Below are 20,568 nucleotides of genomic sequence, written 5' to 3'. Positions count from 1 at the left end.
CCCGGCCTTCTACCAGCAGGATCCGGGCGTGGTCGCCGCGCATGGCAAGCGCATGGCCGATGCCCAGGCCGAGCTGGACGCCGCCTACGCCCGCTGGGCCGAACTGGACGGCTGAGCCCGGCCGCGCATCGCATGCACCCGGCCGCTGCCGGCGCGCGACGGGCCCGGGGCGGGCTACTACTTCGCGCGGCCGGTATTGCGCGGCGTGCTGTCCGGCGCCAGGAACGCCCAGAACGGCACCCCGGCCTCGGCCCACCAGCGCACTGCATCGTCCAGTACCTCGACCAGGGTCTGCAGGTCCTGCGGGCGGGTGCCCTGCAGCCCGGCGAAGCCGTCGATCGCCAGCAGGTAGCCCGGAGCGGGCGCCCAGGACAGGTCGCGCAGCGCATCCAGCAGGCCATCCCAGTTGCGGCCCCAGCCGGCCGGGAAGTCCAGCGTGGTGGCGATGCGCAGCAGCAGCGCGGCCTTGTCGCGGCAGCCCTCCAGATCGATCCGCCGCACCAGCAGGCCGGCATCGCGCGCGGCCGCGGCCAGCGCCGCCAGGTCGGCGGCGGCAACCTCGTAGACGCCGGCGCGGGTGGCATCGTCCAGGCCGAGGTCGAATCCGGAGTGGGTCATGGCCGTGCCTCCGCCATGGGCACCTGGAAGGCGCGGAAGCTGCCGTAGTGGTCGGCGCTGTAGTACCACTCGGTTGGCGGATCGCCGCCGGTGACGATGCGGCGCGCGCCACGGTGCGGCACGCCGGGCGTCGGCACGGTGTACTCGCGGTAGTGGCCGCGCGGGCGCGGCGGCAACCGGCCTTCGCGGTTGGCGAACACGCTGCCGTCCTGGCGGTGCGGGAACGGGCCGCCCTGCCGGATGGACGCGACCACCGGGCCGGCTTCCGCCGGCAGGAACGCCGGCAGCGTGGTTGGCACGGCCTGCGCGGAGGCGGCTGCTGGCGCAGGGGGAGGCACGACCTGCTCCGGTCCGGGGCGCTGCAGCCAGGCCAGCCCGGCCAGCAGCAGGGCCGCCGCCAGCAGGGGCAGGGTGCGGGTCAGGGGGGCGCGGCACGAAGCGGACATGCCTGCCAGTATGCGGTTGGCACGCGCGGGATGGGCGCGGCCTGCACGCTTCGTTCGCGCGCGCTTCACGCAATGCCGCGGTCGCGGCGTTTTCCACCGGCGGAACGCCGGCTTTTCACTCCGCGGACCTTGGTTGCCCGCGCCGGCATCCCTACACTGTCGGGGCCGCCCGACTTTCCGGGCACGCCATCAAGGAGACCAACATGGCCTACACCCTTCCCGAGCTGCCGTATGCCTACGATGCGCTGGAGCCGCACATCGATACGGAGACGATGAAGATCCACCACACCAAGCACCACCAGACGTACATCAACAACGTCAACGCCGCGCTGGAAGGCACCGAGTACGCCGACCTGCCGGTCGAGGAGCTGGTGAAGAAGACCAAGTCGCTGCCGGAGAACCTGCAGGGCGTGGTGCGCAACAACGGCGGCGGCCATGCCAACCACAGCCTGTTCTGGACGGTGATGTCGCCCAATGGCGGCGGCCAGCCCAAGGGCAAGGTGGGCGAGGCCATCGAGAAGGAGCTGGGCGGCTTCGAGAAGTTCAAGGAAGCCTTCACCAAGGCGGCGCTGACCCGTTTCGGCAGCGGCTGGGCCTGGCTGAGCGTCACCCCGGACAAGAAGCTGGTGGTCGAATCCTCGGCCAACCAGGACAGCCCGCTGATGGACGGCAACACCCCGATCCTGGGCCTGGACGTGTGGGAGCACGCCTACTACCTGAAGTACCAGAACCGCCGCCCGGACTACATCGGCGCGTTCTACAACGTGGTCAACTGGGACGAGGTCGAGCGCCGCTACCAGGAGGCGATCAAGTAAGCCTCCCGGCTTCCTTCGGTCCCGCGAGAACGCCCCGGCCATGCCGGGGCGTTTTTCTTTGGCTCATCTCCCGATCGGGCGCGTAGCCCGGGCAAGCGGGACGCACCGCGCCGCTGCAACGCCAGGGCTCGCGGCGGCTCCGCCACGCGCTTCGACCTTGCGCGTGCGCATACGCGGGGGCATCCCAAGGTAGTGGCCACCCCGGATGCGGCCTTCAGCCTTGTCCGGGCTGCGCGCAAAAAGAAGCCCCGGCAGGGGCCGGGGCTTCCAGGCTGGCGCTTGCGGCGACGGCTTACTGCGTGATCGCGGTGCCTTCGCGCTGCTGCTTCTCCAGGTATTCCTTCGACGGCTCGTCGAGCTTGTCGCCAAGCACGCGGCGGACGACCACGAAGAACACCGGGATCATCAGCAGGCCGAGGAAGGTGGCGAACAGCATGCCGCCGATCACGCCGGTGCCGATGGCGTGGCGGGCGTTGGCGCCGGCGCCGGTGGACAGGGCCATCGGCACCACGCCCATGATGAACGCGAACGAGGTCATCAGGATCGGGCGGAAGCGCAGGCGGGCCGCCTCCACGGTGGCGTCGCGCAGGGTCTTGCCGGCCGCACGCTGTTCCACCGCGAACTCCACGATCAGGATCGCGTTCTTGGCCGCAAGACCAATGATCGTGATCAGGCCGATCTTGAAGAAGATGTCGTTGGGCAGGCCGCGGGCCAGGCTCAGCAGCACCGCGCCCAGCACGCCCAGCGGGACGACCAGCAGCACCGCCACCGGGATCGACCAGCTCTCGTACAGCGCGGCCAGGCACAGGAACACCACCACGATCGACAGCACCAGCAGCAGGGTCGCGGTGTTGCCGGCCAGGATCTCCTGGTAGGACATGCCGGACCAGTCGAAGCCGAAGCCCGGCGGCAGGTCGTTGTTGACGATGCCTTCCATGATCGCCATGGCCTCGCCCGAGCTGTGGCCCGGGGCCGGCGAGCCGACGATGTTGACCGCGGCGTAGCCGTTGTAGCGGTTCAGCGACGGCGGGTTGGTGGCCCACTTGGCATCGACCACGGTCGACAGCGGGATCATCCCGCCCTCGGCGTTGGGCGTGTAGTAGTGGGCCAGCGACTCGGCGCCGGTGCGGTACGGGGCGTCGGCGCGCAGGTTCACGCGCTTGATGCGGCCTTCGTAGAAGAAGTCGTTGGCGTACACCGGCGCCAGCATCAGGCTGATGGCGTTGTAGATGTCGCCGACCTGCAGGCCCATGGCCTGCGCCTGCACGCGGTCGACCTTCAGCTGCAGCTGCGGGGCGTCCTCCAGGCCGTTCGGGCGCACGCCCATCAGGCCGGGGTTCTGCGAGGCGGCGCCCAGCAGCATGTTGCGTGCCTGGGTGAGCGCGGCCTGGCCCTGGCCGGTGCGGTCCTGCAGCCACATGTCGAAGCCGCCGAACTGGCCCAGGCCCTGCACGGTCGGCAGGTTGACCACGAAGATGGTGGCCTCCTTGATCCCGAACAGGGCGCCGTTGGCCTGCTGGATGAACTCCGGCGCGGTCAGCTTGCGCTCGTCCCAGGGCTTGAGCTTGATGAAGCCCATGCCCACGTTCTCGCCCTGGCCGATGAAGCTGAAGCCGGCCACCTGCAGCATGCTCTCGAAGCCCTCGAGCCCTTCCAGGCGCTCGCGCATCTGCTGGAACACGCCCTGGGTGCGCTGCAGGCTGGCGCCCGGCGGCAGCTGGACGATGGCCAGCGCATAGCCCTGATCCTCCTCGGGCAGGAAGCTGCCGGGCATGCGCGAGAGGCTGAAGCCGCACAGCACCGCCAGCACCACGAACAGGATCATCCAGCGCGGGGCGTGCTTGACCGCGCTGCCGATGTGGCCGACGTAGGTCTTGCTGATCCGCTCGTAGTACTTGTTGAAGGTGCGGAACACCCAGTTGGAGTTGGCGTGGTGGCTGGGCTTGAGGAAGGTCGCGCACAGCGCCGGGGTGAAGCCCAGCGCCAGGAACGCGGAGAAGCCCATGGCGATGGCGATGGTCAGCGCGAACTGCTTGTAGATCTCGCCGGCCGCGCCGCCCTGCAGCGCCGAGGGCACAAACACCGCGGCCAGGACCACGGTGATGGCCACCACCGCGCCGGTGATCTGGCCCATCGCCTTGACCGTGGCCTCGTGGGGCGGCAGCCCCTCCTCGGTCATGATGCGCTCGACGTTCTCGATCACCACGATGGCGTCGTCGACCACGATGCCGATCGACAGCACCAGGGCGAACAGGGTCAGCTGGTTGATGGTGAAGCCGATCACCGACAGGCCGACGAAGGTGCCCAGCAGGGCCACCGGGATGACCAGGGTCGGGATGATGGTGGCGCGGATGTTCTGCAGGAAGATCAGCATCACCAGGAACACCAGCACCACCGCCTCGAACAGGGTCTTGACGACCTCCTTGATCGAGATCTTGACGAAGGTGGTGGAGTCGTACGGCGAGATCCAGGTGACGCCGGCCGGGAAGGTGGCCTGCAGCTCGTCCATCTTCGCGCGCACCGCGTCGGCCACGTTCAGGGCGTTGGCGCCGGGCAGCAGCTGGATCGCGAAGGCGCCGATCGGCTTGCCGTTGTAGCGGGTGTCGAAGCCGTAGGCGCCCGGGCCGAAGGCCACGCGCGCCACGTCCTTCAGGCGCACGGTGGTGCCGTCGGCGTCGGCGCGCAGGATGATCTCCTCGAACTGCTCCGGCGAGCTGAAGCGGCTCTCGGCCGAGACCGTGGCGGTGAACGCCTGGCCCTCGGGCGCAGGGTCGGAGCCGACCGAGCCGGCCGCGAACTGCACGTTCTGGGCGCGCACGGCGGCCAGCACCTGGGTCGCCGACAGGCCGTAGCCCTGCAGCTTCTCCGGGTCGAGCCAGATGTTCATCGCGTACTCGGCGCCGAACTGCTGCACGCTGCCGACACCGGGGATGCGCGAGATCTGGTCGATCACGCGCGAGCCGTTGAGGTCGTTCAGGGCGTTGCGGTCGACCGCCGGGTTGTCCGAGACCAGGCCGACCACCATCAGGAAGCCGGCGTTGGCCTTGGCCACGACCACGCCCTGCTGGGTCACCTCGCTGGGCAGGCGCGGGGTCGCCAGGGAGACCTTGTTCTGCACCTGGACCTGGGCGATGTCGGGGTCGGTGCCGGTCTCGAAGGTCAGGGTGATGCTGGCGCGGCCGGTGGCGCTGGAGGAGGAACTGAAGTACAGCAGGTGGTCGATGCCGGTCAGCTGCTGCTCGATCACCTGGGTGACCGCCTTCTCCACCGTCTCGGCGCTGGCGCCGGGGTAGGTCGCGCTGACCGTCACCTGCGGCGGGGCGATGTTGGGGTAGGACTCCACGCCGAGGCCGAGGATCGAGATCACGCCCGCGAGCGAGATCAGGATCGCAACGACCCAGGCGAAGACCGGGTGGTTGATGAAGAACTTGGGCATTGGGGGAAGTCCTTACTCGGCCGGCTGCGCTTCGGCGGCCGCGTCGTCGGCCGCGGCTTCGCCGGCGGGGGCCTGCGCCGGCGCCGGCTGGCCGTTGCCGGCGGCGTCCTGGCCCGGCTGCCACGGGGTGGCCTTCACGGTGGCGCCCTCGCGCACCTTCTGCACGCCGGACACGATCACCTTGTCGCCGGCCTCCAGGCCGGAGGTGACCAGCCAGTTGCCGCCCTCGGCGACGCTGGCCTCGACGTTCTTGCGCGAGACCGCGCCCTCGTCGTTGGCGGTCATCACGTAGGCGCCGTTGGCGTCGCGCAGCACCGCGGCCTGCGGCACCATGAACACGCCGGCGACCTGGCCCAGGTTGGCCTTGAGGGTCACGAAGCTGCCCGGCAGCAGGGTCTTGTCCGGGTTGGGAATGACCGCGCGCAGCGACACCGCGCCGGTGGCCGGGTCGACCGTGGTGTCGGAGAAGTCCAGGGTGCCGGCCTGGTCGTAGGTGCGGCCGCCCGGCAGCAGCACCTGCACGGTCGACTTGCCGGCGCCGGCCAGCGACACGTTGGCCGAGGTGCGCAGGCGCTCCAGCTCGGTCGAGCTGATCGAGAAGTTGGCGTACAGCGGGTCCAGCTGGTCCACGGTGGTCAGCAGGGTGGCCTCGCCCTGGCCGACCAGGGCGCCCTCGGTCACCTGCTGCTTGCCGGCGCGGCCGGGGATCGGCGAGGTCACGCGGGCGTAGCCGAGGTTGATCTCGGCGGTGCGCACGGCGGCGCGGGCGGCCTCGACCGCGGCGGCGGCGCTGCGCTCGGCGGCGATGGCGTTGTCCAGGTCGTTCTGCGAGACGAAGTTCTGCGGGGCCAGCTGGCGGGCGCGCTCGGCGCTGGCGTGGGCATTGGCGTAGCTGGCCTCGGCACGGGCCAGCTCGCCGCGGGCCACGCCCAGCTGCGCCTGCAGCGGCGCCGGGTCGATCTGGAACAGGGCCTGGCCTTCCTTGACGTCGCTGCCTTCCTGGTAGAGGCGCTTGAGCAGCACGCCGGGCACGCGCGCGCGCACGTCGGCGGAGCGGTACGGCGACAGGCGGCCGACCAGCTCGCGCTGCAGCGGCACGGTCTGCGGCTGGACCTCGATCACGCCGACCTCGGGCGGTGGCGGCGCGACGGCCTGTTCTTGCGAGCATGCGGCCAGGGCCAGCAGGCTGCAGGCCAGGAGCAGGGGGCGGTACATCGTCATTGGATGGCTCCGGAGTATGGGGTGGAGTGTTTCAGGTTCGGAATGGGGGCGGCGCGAAGGCGCGCAGGAAACTGTCGACGGCGAACGCGGCCCACTGGGCGCGCGCCTCGGGGGTGTCGCGGTGGGGCACGAGATGGCGCTGCCGGTCGAAATCCAGGCCGACGATCATGCCCAGCAACAGCTCGGCCGCGCAGTGCGGATCGTCATGTCTCAGCAATCCCCGGCGCATGGCCTGCTGCAGCCAGCCGCCGAGGCGGTCGAGCAGGGCCCCGGCGTAGTTCTGGTACATGGCGGCGACTTCCTCCGGGAACTCCTGGGCCTGGGCGGTCACCAGCCGGGCGGTGCCCAGGGTGCGCGGCTCGGAGAGGTGGGCCAGGTGTGCCTCGGCGAAGTCGAGCAAGGCCCGGCGCAGGGTGGCGGCGGTGGGCGCCTGCGGCAGGCCGGTCGCGGCCATGCCCTCGCGCGCCACCTGGTGCATCAGCGCCTGCTTGGAACCGTAGCGCGCGTACAGGGTCTGCTTGGAGCAGCCGGCGCGCGCGGCGATCGCGTCCATGCTCACGTTCACGCCGTGTTCGGCCACCAGGGCGCGCACGGCATCGCGCACCCGCTGGTGGCGGGCGTCGTCGGGCGGGCCTCCGGCGGCGGCGGATGCTGTGGCGGCGTGCATGCGGAGTGGACTATACCGTCCAGTTCATTAAATGAAAAGCGCCGTTTTTGCCGCTGTGCGTCACGGCTTTGTCGGTTGCAAGGGATACAATCGCGCCACCTTTCAACCACGGCGCATCCGCCATGACACCCAAGCCTTCGTCCAAGGCTGCCAAACCTGCCAAATCCCCGAACCGCAAGTCCGTTGCCGCGCCCGCGAAGGCCGCCAAGGCCACCAAGCCGGCGCAGCCCGCCGCCACGGCAGCGGCCCAGGCGCCCGCGTTCTCGCTGGAACCGGTGTTCGCCGCCTCGCGCAAGCTGGTGCCGGCCGCGCGCCAGGCAGAACTGCGCGAGTTCCTGGCGGCGTTCTACCGCCGCATGGAGGAGGACGAGTTCCCGCAGCACGACCCGCAGGGCTGGGCCGCGATCGGCGCCGACATGCTCGAGTTCGCGCGCAAGCGCAAGCCGGGCACCGCCAACGTGCGGGTGTTCAACCCGACCCGGAAGGCCAATGGCTGGGAATCGCCCTACACCGTGCTGCAGATCGTCAACGACGACATGCCGTTCCTGGTCGACTCGGTGAGCATGGCCCTGGCCGACATGGGCGTGTCGGTGCACGTGCTGGGCCATCCGCTGGTGCGGATCGAGCGCGACCGCGCCGGCAAGCTGGTCAAGGTGGGCGAGGGCAAGCCCGAGTCGCTGATGCTGCTGGAGATCGACCGCCAGCCGCCGGAAGCCATGGGCGCGATCGAGCAGCGCGTGGCCCAGGTGCTGGCCGAAGTGCGCGCGGTGGTGGCCGACTGGGGCCTGATGCGCGACCGCATGCAGACCCTGGCCGACGACCTGGCCACCCGGCGCATGCCGGTGGACGACGCCAACCGCCGCGAGGCGCAGGAGTTCCTGCGCTGGGCCGCCAACGACCACTTCATCCTGTTCGGCTACCGCGAGTACCGCGTGCTGCGCCAGGGCGGCGAGGACGTGCTGGCCCCGGTGGAGGGCACCGGACTGGGCCTGATGCGCGGCCGCGACAGCTCCGCGCCGCGCCCGGTGCGCACCCTGGCCGCGCACGGCCTCAGCGAGTCCGGCGCCGCGGTCGAGCCGCTGATCCTGACCAAGACCAACGCCCGCTCGCGCCTGCACCGCAAGGGCTACATGGACTACATCGGCGTGCTGGAGTTCGACGCCGGCGGCCGCATCGTCGGCGAGCAGCGTTTCCTCGGCCTGTACACCTCCAGCGCCTACAACCGCCGCCCGTGGGAGATCCCGCTGGTGCGCGAGCGCCACGAGTACGTGATGCGCAAGTCCGGCCTGGCGCCGAACAGCCACAGCGGCAAGGCCCTGCGCCACATCCTCGAGACCCTGCCGCGCGAGGAGCTGTTCCAGGCCAGCCCGGAGGAGCTGTTCCGCACCGCCACCGGCGTGCTGAGCCTGCAGGAGCGGGTGCGCAGCCGCCTGTTCCTGCGCCGCGACCGCTACGGCCGCTTCTTCTCCGCGCTGGTGTACATCCCGCGCGAGCGCTTCAACACCGACGTGCGCCTGCGCATCGAGGCCATGCTGCGCGAGGCGCTGCACGGCGAGCACGTGGATTCCAGCGTGGTCCTGGGCGAGTCGCCGCTGGCCCAGCTGCACCTGATCGTGCGGCCCAAGGCCGGCGAGGTGGTGGACCTGGACATCGCCGAGCTGGAGCGCCGCCTGGCGCACCTGCTGCGCAACTGGCAGGACGACCTGCGCGAGCTGCTGATCGCCCGCCACGGCGAGGTCGAGGGCCTGCGCCTGGCGGCCAGCTACGGCCGCGCCCTGCCGGCCGGCTACATCGAGGACGTCTCGCCCGAGCTGGCGGCCAACGACGTCGAACAGCTGGCCGCGCTCGCCGGCCCGGAGGACCTGCGCCTGAGCCTGCACTCGGCCCCGCGCGAGGGCGGTGCCGGCCTGCGCCTGAAGCTGTACCGGCAGCACGACGACATCCCGCTGTCGGACGTGCTGCCGCTGATGGAGAACATGGGCCTGCGGGTCATCTCCGAGCACCCGTACCGGCTGCAGGCCTGCCTGCCCGGCGGCGGCAGCCAGCCGATCTACATCCAGGACTTCGAGGTCGAGGCCCAGGCCGACGCCGCCCAGGCCGGCGCGCTGGCGCGCGAGTTCGAGCAGGCCTTCGCCGCGATCTGGTCCGGCCGCGCCGAGAACGACGGCTTCAACCGCCTGGTGCTGGCGGCCGGGCTCGACTGGCGCCAGGTCGCGCTGCTGCGCGGCTACTGGAAGTACCTGCTGCAGACCGGCGTGCCGTTCTCGCAGGGCTCGGTCGAGCAGACCCTGGGCCGCTACCCGCTGCTGGCGCGCCTGCTGGTGGAGCTGTTCCAGGCCCGCTTCGAGCCGGGCAACCCGCCCCCGGCCCAGCTGCGCGCCGCGCAGCAGCGCCTGGCCGACGGCCTGCGCCCGCTGGCGCGCGGCGACGAGGCCACGGTGCGCGTGCTGCAGGAGGTGGTGGATGCGTTCGCCGGCGACCGTGCCGCGCGCGCGGCGGCGGTGCGCGAGGCGCTGCTGAAGCTGCTGGACCGCGTCGACAGCCTCGATGACGACCGCATCCTGCGCAGCTTCATCGACGTCATCGACGCCACCCTGCGCACCAGCTACTACCAGCGCAACGCCGACGGCCAGCCGGCCGAGACCATCAGCTTCAAGTTCGACCCGGCGCTGATCCCCGAGCTGCCCAAGCCGCGCCCGTACCGCGAGATCTTCGTGTACGGCCCGCGCGTGGAAGGCGTGCACCTGCGCTTCGGCCCGGTGGCGCGCGGCGGCCTGCGCTGGTCCGACCGCCGCGAGGACTTCCGCACCGAGGTCCTGGGCCTGGTCAAGGCGCAGATGGTCAAGAACACGGTGATCGTGCCGGTCGGCGCCAAGGGCGGCTTCTACGCCAAGCGCCTGCCCGACCCGGCGGTCGACCGCGACGCCTGGTTCGCCGAGGGCGTGGCCTGCTACAAGCTGTTCATCCAGGGCCTGCTGGACATCACCGACAACATCGTCGACGGCAGGATCGTGCCGCCGCGCGACGTGGTCCGCCACGACCAGGACGACCCGTACCTGGTGGTGGCCGCCGACAAGGGCACGGCGACCTTCTCCGACATCGCCAATGGCCTGGCCATCGCCCACGGCTTCTGGCTGGGCGACGCATTCGCCTCCGGCGGCTCGGCCGGCTACGACCACAAGGGCATGGGCATCACCGCGCGCGGCGCCTGGGAGTCGGTCAAGCGCCACTTCCGCGCCCTGGGCCGTGATTGCCAGGGCGAGGACTTCACCTGCGTCGGCATCGGCGACATGTCCGGTGACGTGTTCGGCAACGGCATGCTGCTGTCCCGGCACATCCGCCTGGTCGCCGCGTTCGACCACCGCCACATCTTCCTGGACCCGGACCCGGATCCGGCGCGCTCCTTCGCCGAGCGCGAGCGCCTGTTCAAGCTGCCGCGCTCCAGCTGGGCCGACTACGACGCCAAGCTGATCAGCAAGGGCGGCGGCGTGTACCCGCGCAGCGCCAAATCGATCGAGATCAGCCCGCAGGTGCGCGCCGCGCTGGGCCTGGCCGACGACGTGCGCTCGCTGTCGCCGGCGGAGCTGATGCAGGCGATCCTGCGCGCGCCGGTGGACCTGCTGTGGAACGGCGGCATCGGCACCTACGTCAAGGCCTCCAGCGAGCAGCACTCCGACGTCGGCGACCGCGCCAACAACGCCATCCGCGTCAACGGCAACGAGCTGCGCTGCAAGGTGGTGGGCGAGGGCGGCAACCTGGGCATGACCCAGCTGGGCCGCATCGAGGCGGCGCAGAACGGCGTGCTGTTGAACACCGACTTCATCGACAACTCCGCCGGCGTGGACACCTCCGACCACGAGGTGAACATCAAGATCCTGCTCAACGCCGCGGTGCGCGACGGCTCGCTGACCATGGCCGCGCGCAACAAGCTGCTGGCGTCGATGACCGACGAGGTCGCGCGCCTGGTGCTGTTCGACAACTACCGCCAGAACCAGGCCATCAGCCTGATGGAGCGGATGAGCGCCAGGCGCCTGGGCTCCAAGCAGCACTTCATCCGCACCCTCGAGGCGCAGGGCCTGCTCGACCGCCAGATCGAGTTCCTGCCCTCGGACGCGGAGCTGGCGGCGCGCAAGGCCCGCGGCCAGGGCATGACCCGCCCGGAGCTGGCGGTGCTGCTGTCCTACGCCAAGCTGGTCGCGTTCCAGCAGATGCTGGACTCGGACATCCCCGAGGACCCGTACCTGTCCAAGGAGCTGCAGCGCTACTTCCCCGAGCCGCTGCAGAAGAAGTACGCGCCGCTGATGGAGAAGCACCGCCTGAAGCGCGAGATCATCGCCACCGCGGTGACCAACCAGACCATCAACCGGATGGGCGCGACGTTCCTGCTGCGCATGCAGGAGGACACCGGCCGCAGCGCGGCCGACGTGGCCAAGGCCTACACCATCAGCCGCGAGGTGCTGGACGCGCGCAGCCTGTGGAACCAGATCGACGCGCTCGACGGCAAGCTGCCGGAGGCCGCGCAGATCGACGCCCTGCAGGTGATCTGGAACCTGCAGCGCTCGTTCGTGCGCTGGCTGCTCAACCGTCCCGGCCCGATGCCGAGCATCGCCGCGGCGGTGGCGCGCTACCACGACGCGTTCAACGACATCCGCTCCGCCTCCGGGGTGCTGCCGGCCTCGCAGCGCCCGGCCTACGAGGCCGCGCTGCAGGAGTGGAAGGACAAGGGCATGCCCCCGGCGCTGGCGCAGCAGCTGGCCGAGCTGCCGTACCTGGAGCCGGCGTTCGACATCATCGAGCTGGCCGCCGAGCGCAGGCTCAAGCCGGTGGAGGTGTCGCGCGTGCACTTCCGCCTGGGCGAGGCGCTGCGCCTGCCGTGGCTGTTCGAGCAGATCGACGCCCTGGCCGTGGACGGGCGCTGGCACGCGGTGGCCCGCGGCGTGATGCGCGATGCGCTGGCGGCGCACCACCGGGTGCTCGCCGGCCAGGCCGTGGCCCAGCCGGCGTCCGATCCGGATGGCAAGGTGCGGCAGTGGCTGGAGCGCGACGACGCCTCGCTGCGCTTCACCCTGGGCATGCTCGAGGAGCTGTCGGCGCAGAAGACGCTGGACTATCCGACCCTGTCGGTGGCCGTGCAGAAGCTGGGCCAGCTGGCCGCCGCCGGCTGAGCCACCCGGCCCGTGGCGGGCGCGCGGCCTCGCGTCGCCGCCCGCCGCGGAGCTTGCGCGGTTTGCTTTCCGCGGCAACCGCGGGCGCAGCGGAGGCGCAGGCCGGTTATCCTCCCCTGGCATGGATGGCCAACGGACGGAGCTACCGATGATCCCCCCCAACCCCCGCATTGCCTTCCTCGCCAGCGCCGCGCCCGGCGCCCAGGAGGCGCTGGCCGCGCTGGTCGAGCGGCACGGCACCTGCCCGGTGCAGGAAGCCGACGTGATCTGCTCGCTGGGGGGCGATGGCTTCATGCTGCAGACGCTCCACCGCCACGGCGGCCTGGGCAAGCCGGTGTACGGGATGAAGCTGGGCACGGTCGGGTTCCTGATGAACCACTACCGCGCCGAGGGCCTGCTCGAGCGCCTGGCGGCGGCCGAGCCGGCGATCCTGCGTCCGCTGGAGATGGTGGCGCAGACCGAATCCGGCAGCACGGTCGGCTCGCTGGCGTACAACGAGGTCTCGCTGCTGCGGCAGACGCGGCAGGCGGCGCACATCCGCATCGACCTCAACGGCCAGCAGCGGCTGGACGAGCTGATCTGCGACGGCGTGATGGTGGCCACTCCCGCCGGCAGCACTGCGTACAATTTCTCCGCGCACGGTCCGATCCTGCCGCTGGGCTCGCAGACCATCGCACTGACGCCGATCGCGGCGTTCCGCCCGCGGCGCTGGCGCGGCGCCATCCTCAAGGCCGAGACCGAGGTGCGGTTCGAGGTGCTCGATCCGTACAAGCGCCCGGTGAGCGTGACCGCCGATTCGCACGAGACCCGCGACGTGGTCGAGGTGGTGATCCGCGAGTCGCGCGACCGGACCGTGACGCTGCTGTTCGATCCGGAGCACAACCTGGAGGAACGTATCCTGAGCGAACAATTCGTGGTATGACGACAGATCCGCGTTCGCGCGGTGGCGGTGGCCGAGGGAGCGCCACCGCCGGGGAATGACAACCAGGACGGAGAAACTTCAACGGAAGGGGAGGGGTCCCGTGAAGTTGCAGTATCTGATCTTGCTGTGCGCGCTGCCGGTGCAGGCGCTGGCAGCCTGTGCATTCGACACCAACCTCAAGCCGTTCCACGTCGCCAGGAGCAGCCTGGTGGACACCGCCGACCTGCCGGCGCCGGAAGTGGAGGAAGTCTCCTTCACCCGCGGCCTGGGCGGCGGCGCGGTGTGCGACCAGCTCGGCTTCCTCACCGTGAAGCTGCGCTGGCCGCGTGGCGACTACGACCTGGAGGACATCGGCTTCGAGTACCGGGTCGTGCGCGGCGAGGCGCCGGAAGGCCTGGTGCCGCAGGGCCCGGTGGTGGCGTCGTCGATCCGCGGCCGCCGCACCGAGCACCAGCTGACCTGGGTCGACGGCCCGCCGGCCGAGCAGCAGCCGTTGCGCCTGCTGCTGGAGCTGCGTGCGGTCACGGCCGATGGCTGGCGCGGCCCGCCGGTGCAGTTCCGGGTCGGCGCCATGCCCTGAGCCGGCGGCGTTGGCGCGGCGATGCCATAATCCGGGCATGACCCTGCCCGAGCGCCATATCCAGGACAACGCCCCGCGCGTACTCACCGTGGCGGTGACCTCGCGGGCACTGTTCGACCTGGAGGAGGGCCACGCGCTGTTCGAGCGCGAGGGCCTGGAGGCCTACGCCGAATACCAGCGCCGGCTGGAGGACGAGATCCTCGAGCCGGGCGTGGCCTTCCCGGTGGTGCGCAAGCTGCTGGCGCTCAACCGGCGCCTGCCGGAGGGAGCGCCGCAGGTGGAAGTGATCCTGCTGTCGCGCAACTCCGCCGACACCGGGCTGCGGATCTTCAACTCGATCCAGCACTACGGCCTGGGCATCGTGCGCGCGGTGTTCACCGCCGGCGAGCCGACCTGGCCGTACGTGGCGCCGTTCGGCACCAACCTGTTCCTGTCGGCCAACCCGGAGTCGGTGCGGCGCTCGCTGGAGCACGGGGTGGCCGCGGCGACCATCCTGCCGGCACGCGCGGCCAACGCCTCGCGCGACCAGCTGCGCATCGCCTTCGACGGCGACGCGGTGATCTTCGGCGACGAGAGCGAGCGCATCTCGCGCGAGCAGGGCGTGGAGGCGTTCGGCCTGCACGAGCGGCAACGCGCGCGCGAGCCGCTGTCCGGCGGCCCGTTCCGCGGCTTCCTGGCGGCGTTGCACGAGCTGCAGGCGGCGTTCCCGCCGGGCGAGGACGCGCCGATCCGCACCGCGCTGGTCACCGCGCGCTCGGCGCCGGCGCACGAGCGGGTGATCCGCACCCTGCGCGAGTGGGGCGTGCGCCTGGACGAGGCGCTGTTCCTGGGCGGGCGCGACAAGGGGCCGTTCCTGGCCGCGTTCGGCGCGGACATCTTCTTCGACGACTCGCGCCACAACATCGACAGCGCCCGCATGCACGTGGCCGCCGGCCACGTGCCGCACGGCGTGGCCAACGTCGAAGGCTAGCCTCCGGCTCAGGCGCCGGCGTGGGCGTGGCTGCCGGCCAGTTCCAGCAGGCGCGCGGGGATGCGCTCCAGCGGCAGGATCTCATCCGCCGCTCCGAGCTTCACCGCGGCGCCGGGCATGCCCCAGACCACGCTGGTGGCCTCGTCCTGGACCAGGGTGGGGGCGCCGGCCTCGCGCATTTCCAGCAGGCCGCGGGCGCCGTCGTCGCCCATGCCGGTGAGGATCGCGCCCACCGCGTTCGGGCCGGCGCTCTGCGCCACCGAGCGGAACAGCACGTCCACCGCCGGGCGGTGGCGGTTGACCGGCGGGCCGTGGTCGATCCGGCACCGCCAGCGGGCGCCGTCGCGGATGATGCGCAGGTGGTGGTCGCCCGGCGGCAGGTAGGCGTGGCCGGGCAGCACCAGTTCACCATCGCTGGCCTCGCGCACCAGCATGGGCGAATGCCGGTCCAGGCGCTCGACGAAGGCGCGGCTGAAGCCGCCGGGGATGTGCTGGGTGAGCACGATCGCCGGCGCGTCCGGGGGCATCTGCTCCAGCACCGCGCGGATCGCCTCGGTGCCGCCGGCCGAGGCGCCAATCGCGATCAGGCGGTCGGTGGTGCGGAAGCGCGCGGCCATCGCTGCCGGCGCCGGCGCCGCCGGCCCCAGGCGCTGTGCCGGGCGCACCAGTGCCTGCACCCGCGCACGCGCCGCGCCCTTGACCTTGGCGGCGATCTCGGTGGCGTATTCCTCCAGGCCGCGGGCCACGCCCAGTTTCGGTTTGCTGACGAAGTCCACCGCGCCCAGGGCCAGCGCCTGCAGGGTGACGTCGGCGCCGCGCTCGGTGAGCGAGGACACCATCACCACCGGCATCGGCCGCAGCCGCATCAGGTTCTCCAGGAACGCCAGTCCGTCCATGCGCGGCATCTCGACGTCCAGGGTGATGACGTCGGGGTTGAGGCGCTTGATCTTCTCGCGCGCCAGGTACGGGTCGGCGGCGGTGCCGACGACCTCGATCTCCGGGTCGGCGGCCAGCAGTTTGGACAGGACCTGGCGCACGACCGCCGAATCGTCCACCACCAGTACGCGGATGGCCATCAGAACAGCTCCACGCCGCCGCTGACCGGGGTGCGCGACAGGCGCGAACGGACCGCGGTTTCGGCCGCCACGACCTCGGCGCCGTGCGCGTGCGGCAGGCGGTTGACGATGACCTTGCCGGTCTGCGGGAAGAACCAGACCTTGCGCGGGTGGATGCCGCGCAGGTCCTCGGCCACCACCGGGATGCGCTCGGCGTCCAGGTAGGACAGCACGAAGTCGGCGTTGCGGGTGCCGACCGGGTTGCTGGTGAAGCCCTTGAGCACGTTGGCCCCGCCGAACACCTTGGCTTCCAGGCGCTTGCGGTTGGCGCCGCGCTTGAGCAGTTCGTTGATCAGCACTTCCATGGCGTAGCTGCCGTAGCGCGCCGGGGCGCCGTCGCCGGTATTGCCGTCCGGCAGCAGGAAATGGTTCATGCCGCCCAGGTTCAGCAGGGGATCGCGGATGCAGGCGGCCACGCAGGAGCCGAGCACGGTCACCAGCGCGGTGCCGTCGTCCACCACCAGGTACTGGGTGGGCAGCAGCTTGGCGGCCGGGACCTGGAACTGCGGGTCCCGGTAGCGCATCACTCCATCGGATTCCAGGGCGACGCTCATGCACGCACCGTGCGGCGGTAGAGGGTGCGGCCGCAGGGCTGGATCAGGTCGGCCGCGTGCAGGTAGTTCTCCGAGTGCCCGGTATAGAGCAGGCTGTCGGCATCCATGTGGGCGACCAGGCGCGAGAGCACCCCGCGCTGGGTCTCCTTGTCGAAATAGATCATCACGTTGCGGCAGAAGATCGCGGCGAAGCTGCCACCAACGTCGTAGCGGGGCGCCAGCAGGTTCAGGGGGCGGAACTCGACCAGCGCCTGTAGGGCCGGGTGGACCCGGCAGCGGCCCTCGTTGGGGCCGGTGCCGCGCTGGAAGTAGCGGCGGCGGGTACCGGCGTCGAGGTTGGCGATGCGCTCGAGCGGGTACACGCCGCGCTGGGCGGTGGCCAGTACCTGGGTGTCGATGTCGGTGGCCAGGATGCGCACCGGCGGGGTCATGCTGCCGAAGGCCTCGCAGGCGGTGATCGCCATGGAGTAGGGCTCCTCGCCGGTGGAGGCGGCGCACGACCAGAGCCGGACCGGGCCGCCGGCGGCGGCCAGCGCCTGAGCTGGCCGTGCAGGTGCTCGAAGTGGTGCGGCTCGCGGAAGAAGGCGGTGAGGTTGGTGGTCAGGGCATTGGTGAAGGACTGCCACTCGTCCCCGGACGGGTCGGACTCGAGCATGTCCAGGTAGGTGCCGAACTGCTCCAGGCCCAGCGCCCGCAGGCGCCGCGAAAGGCGGCCGTAGACCATGTCGCGCTTGGCCGGGGCCAGGGCAATGCCGGCACGGGCGTGGATCATGCGGCGGACGCGTTGGAAGTCGCGATCGGTGAAGACGAAATCGCGCTGTTCCTCGGGGGGGTGGGGCAAGTGGTTGGCGCTCATGTCGTTCGGGGGAACCGGCACTGTGCCGCTGTTGCCTTTATCGGCCGGGGGCGCCTGGAATGAAGCCCCCCGCCAGGGGCGGGGGGCTTTCCCGGACGTCCGTCCCGGTTGTTCAGGCGGCCGCCGGCGTGGCGGGGTGGGCATCCTCCAGCCTGAACACCGCGATGGCCTGGGCCAGGCCGGCGGCCTGCTCCTCCATCGAGCGGGCCGCGGCGGAGGCTTCCTCGACCAGGGCCGCGTTCTGCTGGGTGGTCTCGTCCATCTGCACGATGGTCTGGTTGACCTGCTCGATGCCCGCCGCCTGCTCCTGCGAGGCGGCCGAGATCTCGGCCATGATGTCGGTCACGCGCTGCACCGAGGCCACGATCTCGCCCATGGTCTTGCCGGCCTGCTCGGCCAGCTGGGCGCCATCGGCGACCTTGCCGGTGGAGTCCTCGATCAGCTGCTTGATCTCGCGGGCCGCGGTGGCCGAGCGCTGGGCCAGCGCCCGCACCTCGGAGGCGACCACGGCGAAGCCGCGGCCCTGTTCGCCGGCACGCGCCGCCTCGACCGCGGCGTTGAGCGCAAGGATGTTGGTCTGGAAGGCGATGCCGTCGATCACCGAGATGATGTCGGCGATCCGGCGCGAGGAGGCCTGGATCTCGCCCATGGTGCTGACCACCTGGCCGACCACCTGGCCGCCCTCGGAGGCAACGCCGGCAGCGCCGATGGCCAGCTGGTTGGCCTGGCGCGCGTGCTCGGCGTTCTGCTTGACCGTGGAGGTGATCTCCTCCATCGACGCGGCGGTTTCCTCCAGGTTGGCGGCCTGCTGCTCGGTGCGGCGCGACAGGTCGTCGTTGCCGGCGGCGATCTCGGTGGCGCCGGTGCTGATCGCGGCGGAGGCGTCGCGGATCCGGCTCACGATCGTGGCCAGCTGTTCGACCGTGGCGTTGGCGTCGTCGCGCATCTGCGCGAACACGCCGCGGAACTCGCCTTCCATGCGCACCGTCAGGTCGCCCTGGGCCACGGTGCGCAGCAGGGCGGAGAGCTGGTCCAGGTTGCGCTCGGTGGTCTCCATCAGCAGGTTGAGCCCGGCCACCATGGCGTGGAACTCGTGCTGGAAGGCGCCGGCGTCGCCACGCTGGGAGAAGTCGCCGGCCGCCGAGGCCGCGACCAGGCCCTGGATCTGGGCGTTGATCGCGGCCAGGTTGCGCTTGCAGGTATCCATGGCCTCGGTGATCGCGGCGCGCTCGCCGGGCAGGCGGTCCATGTCCTGGGACAGGTCGCCGACCGCGTACTGGCGCATCACCTCCACCGCGCGCAGGGTCACGGCGATGTGCTGGTGCACCAGCGCGTTGGCGTCGCGCACCATCAGCCCGTAGTCACCGGGGAAGCCGCTGTCGTCGATGCGGTAGCTGGTCTCGCCGGCCTCGTGCCGGCGCGCCATCTCGCGCTGGGCCTCGATCACCGCGCGCAGGCGCTGCTGCATTTCCTCGATGGAGTCCAGCATCTGGCCCATCTCGTCCTTGCCGTGCTCGCCCATGCGCACGTGCAGGTTGCCGCTGGACACGCCGCGCACCGCGGCCAGGGCGCGGTTGGCCGCGTCCAGCACCGAGCCGCCGATGGCCCAGCCGGCGAACAGGGTGATCAGCACCAGCAGGCCGCCAGCCACGGTCATCACCGCGGTGAACTTCAGCGCCTGCACCTGCGGCACGTCCAGGTAGGTGCCGGTGGCGACCACCCAGCCCCAGGGTTCGTACAGCGCGGCGTAGGAGCTCTTGTTGACGTCGCGGTCGGTGCCCGGCTTGGCCCAGGCGTAGTCGACGAAGCCGCCGCCGGCCTCGGCCGCGCGCACCAGGGCGGGGAACACCGCCTTGCCCTCGGCGCTGGCCACCTCGGCCACCGGCTTGCCTTCCAGGTCCGGGCGCTGCGGGTGCATCAGCATCCGCGACTGGCGGTCGAGCACGAAGACGTAGTCCACGCCGCCGGAGGCGCGCATCACCCGCAGTGCGTCGAGCGCCGCGGTCCTGGCGGCGGCTTCGTCCATCTGTCCGGCCTCGGCTTGCGCGGCGTACTGGCCGACCACGCCCAGTGCCATCTCCGCCTGGGTGCGGGCCGCGTGGCGGTGGGCGTCGGTCAGGTCCAGGTACTGCAGGCGCGCGGCCACCACCGACAGCGCGATGATGCCCAGCGCGACGAACGCCGCCTGCATCAGGAATTTGCGCTTCATCGAATGGTTGGCGAGGAACCGGCGGAGCAGGGACGGGACGTTCATTCGCGCGGACTTCTACGGGTTGCCGGCTATATCGGCCGGAACCGGGGATTCTTTCGTGGAAGGGGCAAAAAACAGGGGCCCCGGACGTGCCGGGGCCCCTGCCTGTGGCGGACGCGGCCCGGGCTCAGAACTCGGCCCAGTCGGCCTCGTTGATCACCGTGGCGGCCTGCGGGCTGCGGCCGGCCGGGCGCGCGGCCTGGGCCTTGTGCACCGGGAACGGCACGGCCACGGCGGCCGGCGCGGCGGCCGGGGACGGCACGTCCAGCCCGCCCTGCAGCCTGAACACCGCGATGGCCTGGGCCAGGCCGGCGGCCTGTTCCTCCATCGAGCGGGCCGCGGCGGAGGCCTCCTCGACCAGGGCCGCGTTCTGCTGGGTGGTCTCGTCCATCTGCACGATGGTCTGGTTGACCTGCTCGATGCCCGCCGCCTGCTCCTGCGAGGCGGCCGAGATCTCGGCCATGATGTCGGTCACGCGCTGCACCGAGGCCACGATCTCGCCCATGGTCTTGCCGGCCTGCTCGGCCAGCTGGGCGCCATCGGCGACCTTGCCGGTGGAGTCCTCGATCAGCTGCTTGATCTCCTTGGCCGCGGTGGCCGAGCGCTGGGCCAGCGAACGCACCTCGGTGGCGACCACGGCGAAGCCGCGGCCCTGCTCGCCGGCGCGGGCCGCTTCCACCGCGGCGTTGAGCGCCAGGATGTTGGTCTGGAAGGCGATGCCGTCGATCACCGAGATGATGTCGGCGATCTTGCGCGAGGCGGCCTGGATGTCGGCCATGGTCGAGACCACCTGGCCGACGACCTGGCCGCCCTGCGAGGCGACCGAGGCGGCGCCGATCGCCAGCTGGTTGGCCTGGCGGGCGTGGTCGGCGTTCTGCTTGACGGTGGAGGTCAGCTCCTCCATCGAAGCGGCGGTTTCCTCCAGGTTGGCGGCCTGCTGCTCGGTGCGGCG

Annotated in this window: 14 protein-coding genes and 1 pseudogene; 5 read left to right on the top strand and 10 right to left on the bottom strand. The window is 71.2% G+C overall.

The annotated features are described in order from the left end of the window. Positions 1 to 177: 177 nt before the first annotated feature. A complete protein-coding gene (locus tag B351_RS0104930; protein ID WP_019397937.1) occupies positions 178 to 618 on the bottom strand; it encodes a barstar family protein in 441 nt (146 codons plus the stop codon). Continuing rightward, positions 615 to 1,064: a ribonuclease domain-containing protein gene (locus B351_RS0104925; RefSeq protein WP_019397936.1), complete on the bottom strand. Its 450-nt coding sequence runs from the start codon at positions 1,062 to 1,064 to the stop codon at positions 615 to 617. The genes B351_RS0104930 and B351_RS0104925 overlap by 4 nt, the downstream gene beginning before the upstream one ends. Before the next feature lie 203 nt (positions 1,065 to 1,267). Between B351_RS0104925 and B351_RS0104920 the strand changes: the two genes are divergently transcribed. Continuing rightward, positions 1,268 to 1,879, top strand: coding sequence for a superoxide dismutase (locus B351_RS0104920; protein ID WP_019397935.1), 612 nt, complete (start codon positions 1,268 to 1,270; stop codon positions 1,877 to 1,879). 292 nt (positions 1,880 to 2,171) lie between these two features. Here the strand turns inward: B351_RS0104920 and B351_RS0104915 are convergent, their stop codons facing one another. Genes B351_RS0104915 through B351_RS0104905 form a run of 3 tightly spaced genes read right to left on the bottom strand, consistent with a single transcriptional unit; the run spans position 2,172 to position 7,203 of the window. Next, positions 2,172 to 5,315, bottom strand: coding sequence for a multidrug efflux RND transporter permease subunit (locus B351_RS0104915; RefSeq protein WP_019397934.1), 3,144 nt, complete (start codon positions 5,313 to 5,315; stop codon positions 2,172 to 2,174). Positions 5,316 to 5,327: 12 nt separating this feature from the next. Then, the gene (locus B351_RS0104910; RefSeq protein ID WP_019397933.1) at positions 5,328 to 6,536 is read right to left on the bottom strand and encodes an efflux RND transporter periplasmic adaptor subunit; all 1,209 of its coding nucleotides are present in this window, start codon (positions 6,534 to 6,536) and stop codon (positions 5,328 to 5,330) included. A 31-nt stretch (positions 6,537 to 6,567) separates the two neighbouring features. Beyond that, positions 6,568 to 7,203 carry a TetR/AcrR family transcriptional regulator gene (locus B351_RS0104905; RefSeq protein ID WP_019397932.1) on the bottom strand — a complete coding sequence of 212 codons (636 nt, stop codon included), beginning with the start codon at positions 7,201 to 7,203 and terminating at the stop codon, positions 6,568 to 6,570. A 122-nt stretch (positions 7,204 to 7,325) separates the two neighbouring features. Here B351_RS0104905 and B351_RS0104900 point away from each other — a divergent pair, with 122 nt between their 5' ends. The 4 genes from B351_RS0104900 to B351_RS0104885 all read left to right on the top strand — a co-directional run bounded on the left by B351_RS0104900 (position 7,326) and on the right by B351_RS0104885 (position 14,840). After that, positions 7,326 to 12,368: an NAD-glutamate dehydrogenase domain-containing protein gene (locus tag B351_RS0104900; protein ID WP_019397931.1), complete on the top strand. Its 5,043-nt coding sequence runs from the start codon at positions 7,326 to 7,328 to the stop codon at positions 12,366 to 12,368. Between the two features lie 151 nt (positions 12,369 to 12,519). After that, on the top strand, positions 12,520 to 13,290 hold the full coding sequence (locus tag B351_RS0104895) for an NAD kinase (protein ID WP_125077404.1): 771 nt from the start codon (positions 12,520 to 12,522) through the stop codon (positions 13,288 to 13,290). A 100-nt stretch (positions 13,291 to 13,390) separates the two neighbouring features. Further along, positions 13,391 to 13,870, top strand: a complete 480-nt coding sequence (locus B351_RS0104890; RefSeq protein WP_019397929.1) for a hypothetical protein — start codon at positions 13,391 to 13,393, stop codon at positions 13,868 to 13,870. A gap of 58 nt (positions 13,871 to 13,928) precedes the next feature. After that, complete coding sequence (locus B351_RS0104885; protein ID WP_026010372.1) at positions 13,929 to 14,840, top strand: 5'-nucleotidase; 912 nt, start codon at positions 13,929 to 13,931, stop codon at positions 14,838 to 14,840. An 8-nt stretch (positions 14,841 to 14,848) separates the two neighbouring features. On the opposite strand, the gene B351_RS0104880 is transcribed toward B351_RS0104885, so the two are convergent. From B351_RS0104880 to B351_RS0104860, 5 genes and pseudogenes are all read right to left on the bottom strand, one after another. Then, positions 14,849 to 15,916: a chemotaxis response regulator protein-glutamate methylesterase gene (locus tag B351_RS0104880; RefSeq protein ID WP_019397927.1), complete on the bottom strand. Its 1,068-nt coding sequence runs from the start codon at positions 15,914 to 15,916 to the stop codon at positions 14,849 to 14,851. Next, positions 15,916 to 16,509, bottom strand: a complete 594-nt coding sequence (gene cheD, locus B351_RS0104875) for a chemoreceptor glutamine deamidase CheD (protein WP_026010371.1) — start codon at positions 16,507 to 16,509, stop codon at positions 15,916 to 15,918. The genes B351_RS0104880 and cheD overlap by 1 nt, the downstream gene beginning before the upstream one ends. Then, positions 16,506 to 17,365 (bottom strand): annotated as a pseudogene (locus B351_RS16245) (CheR family methyltransferase). The gene cheD and the pseudogene B351_RS16245 overlap by 4 nt, the downstream one beginning before the upstream one ends. A gap of 112 nt (positions 17,366 to 17,477) precedes the next feature. Next, positions 17,478 to 19,619, bottom strand: coding sequence for a methyl-accepting chemotaxis protein (locus B351_RS0104865; RefSeq protein WP_019397925.1), 2,142 nt, complete (start codon positions 19,617 to 19,619; stop codon positions 17,478 to 17,480). Between the two features lie 124 nt (positions 19,620 to 19,743). Further along, the coding region (locus B351_RS0104860) for a methyl-accepting chemotaxis protein (protein ID WP_019397924.1) at positions 19,744 to 20,568 on the bottom strand (825 nt) is incomplete at its 5' end.

Origin of the sequence: Pseudoxanthomonas sp. GW2, from assembly GCF_000283075.1 — a bacterium.
GTDB lineage: Bacteria > Pseudomonadota > Gammaproteobacteria > Xanthomonadales > Xanthomonadaceae > Pseudoxanthomonas.
The sequence above is the reverse complement of the archived record's forward strand: the minus strand, read 5'-3'. Positions and strand labels throughout refer to the sequence as shown.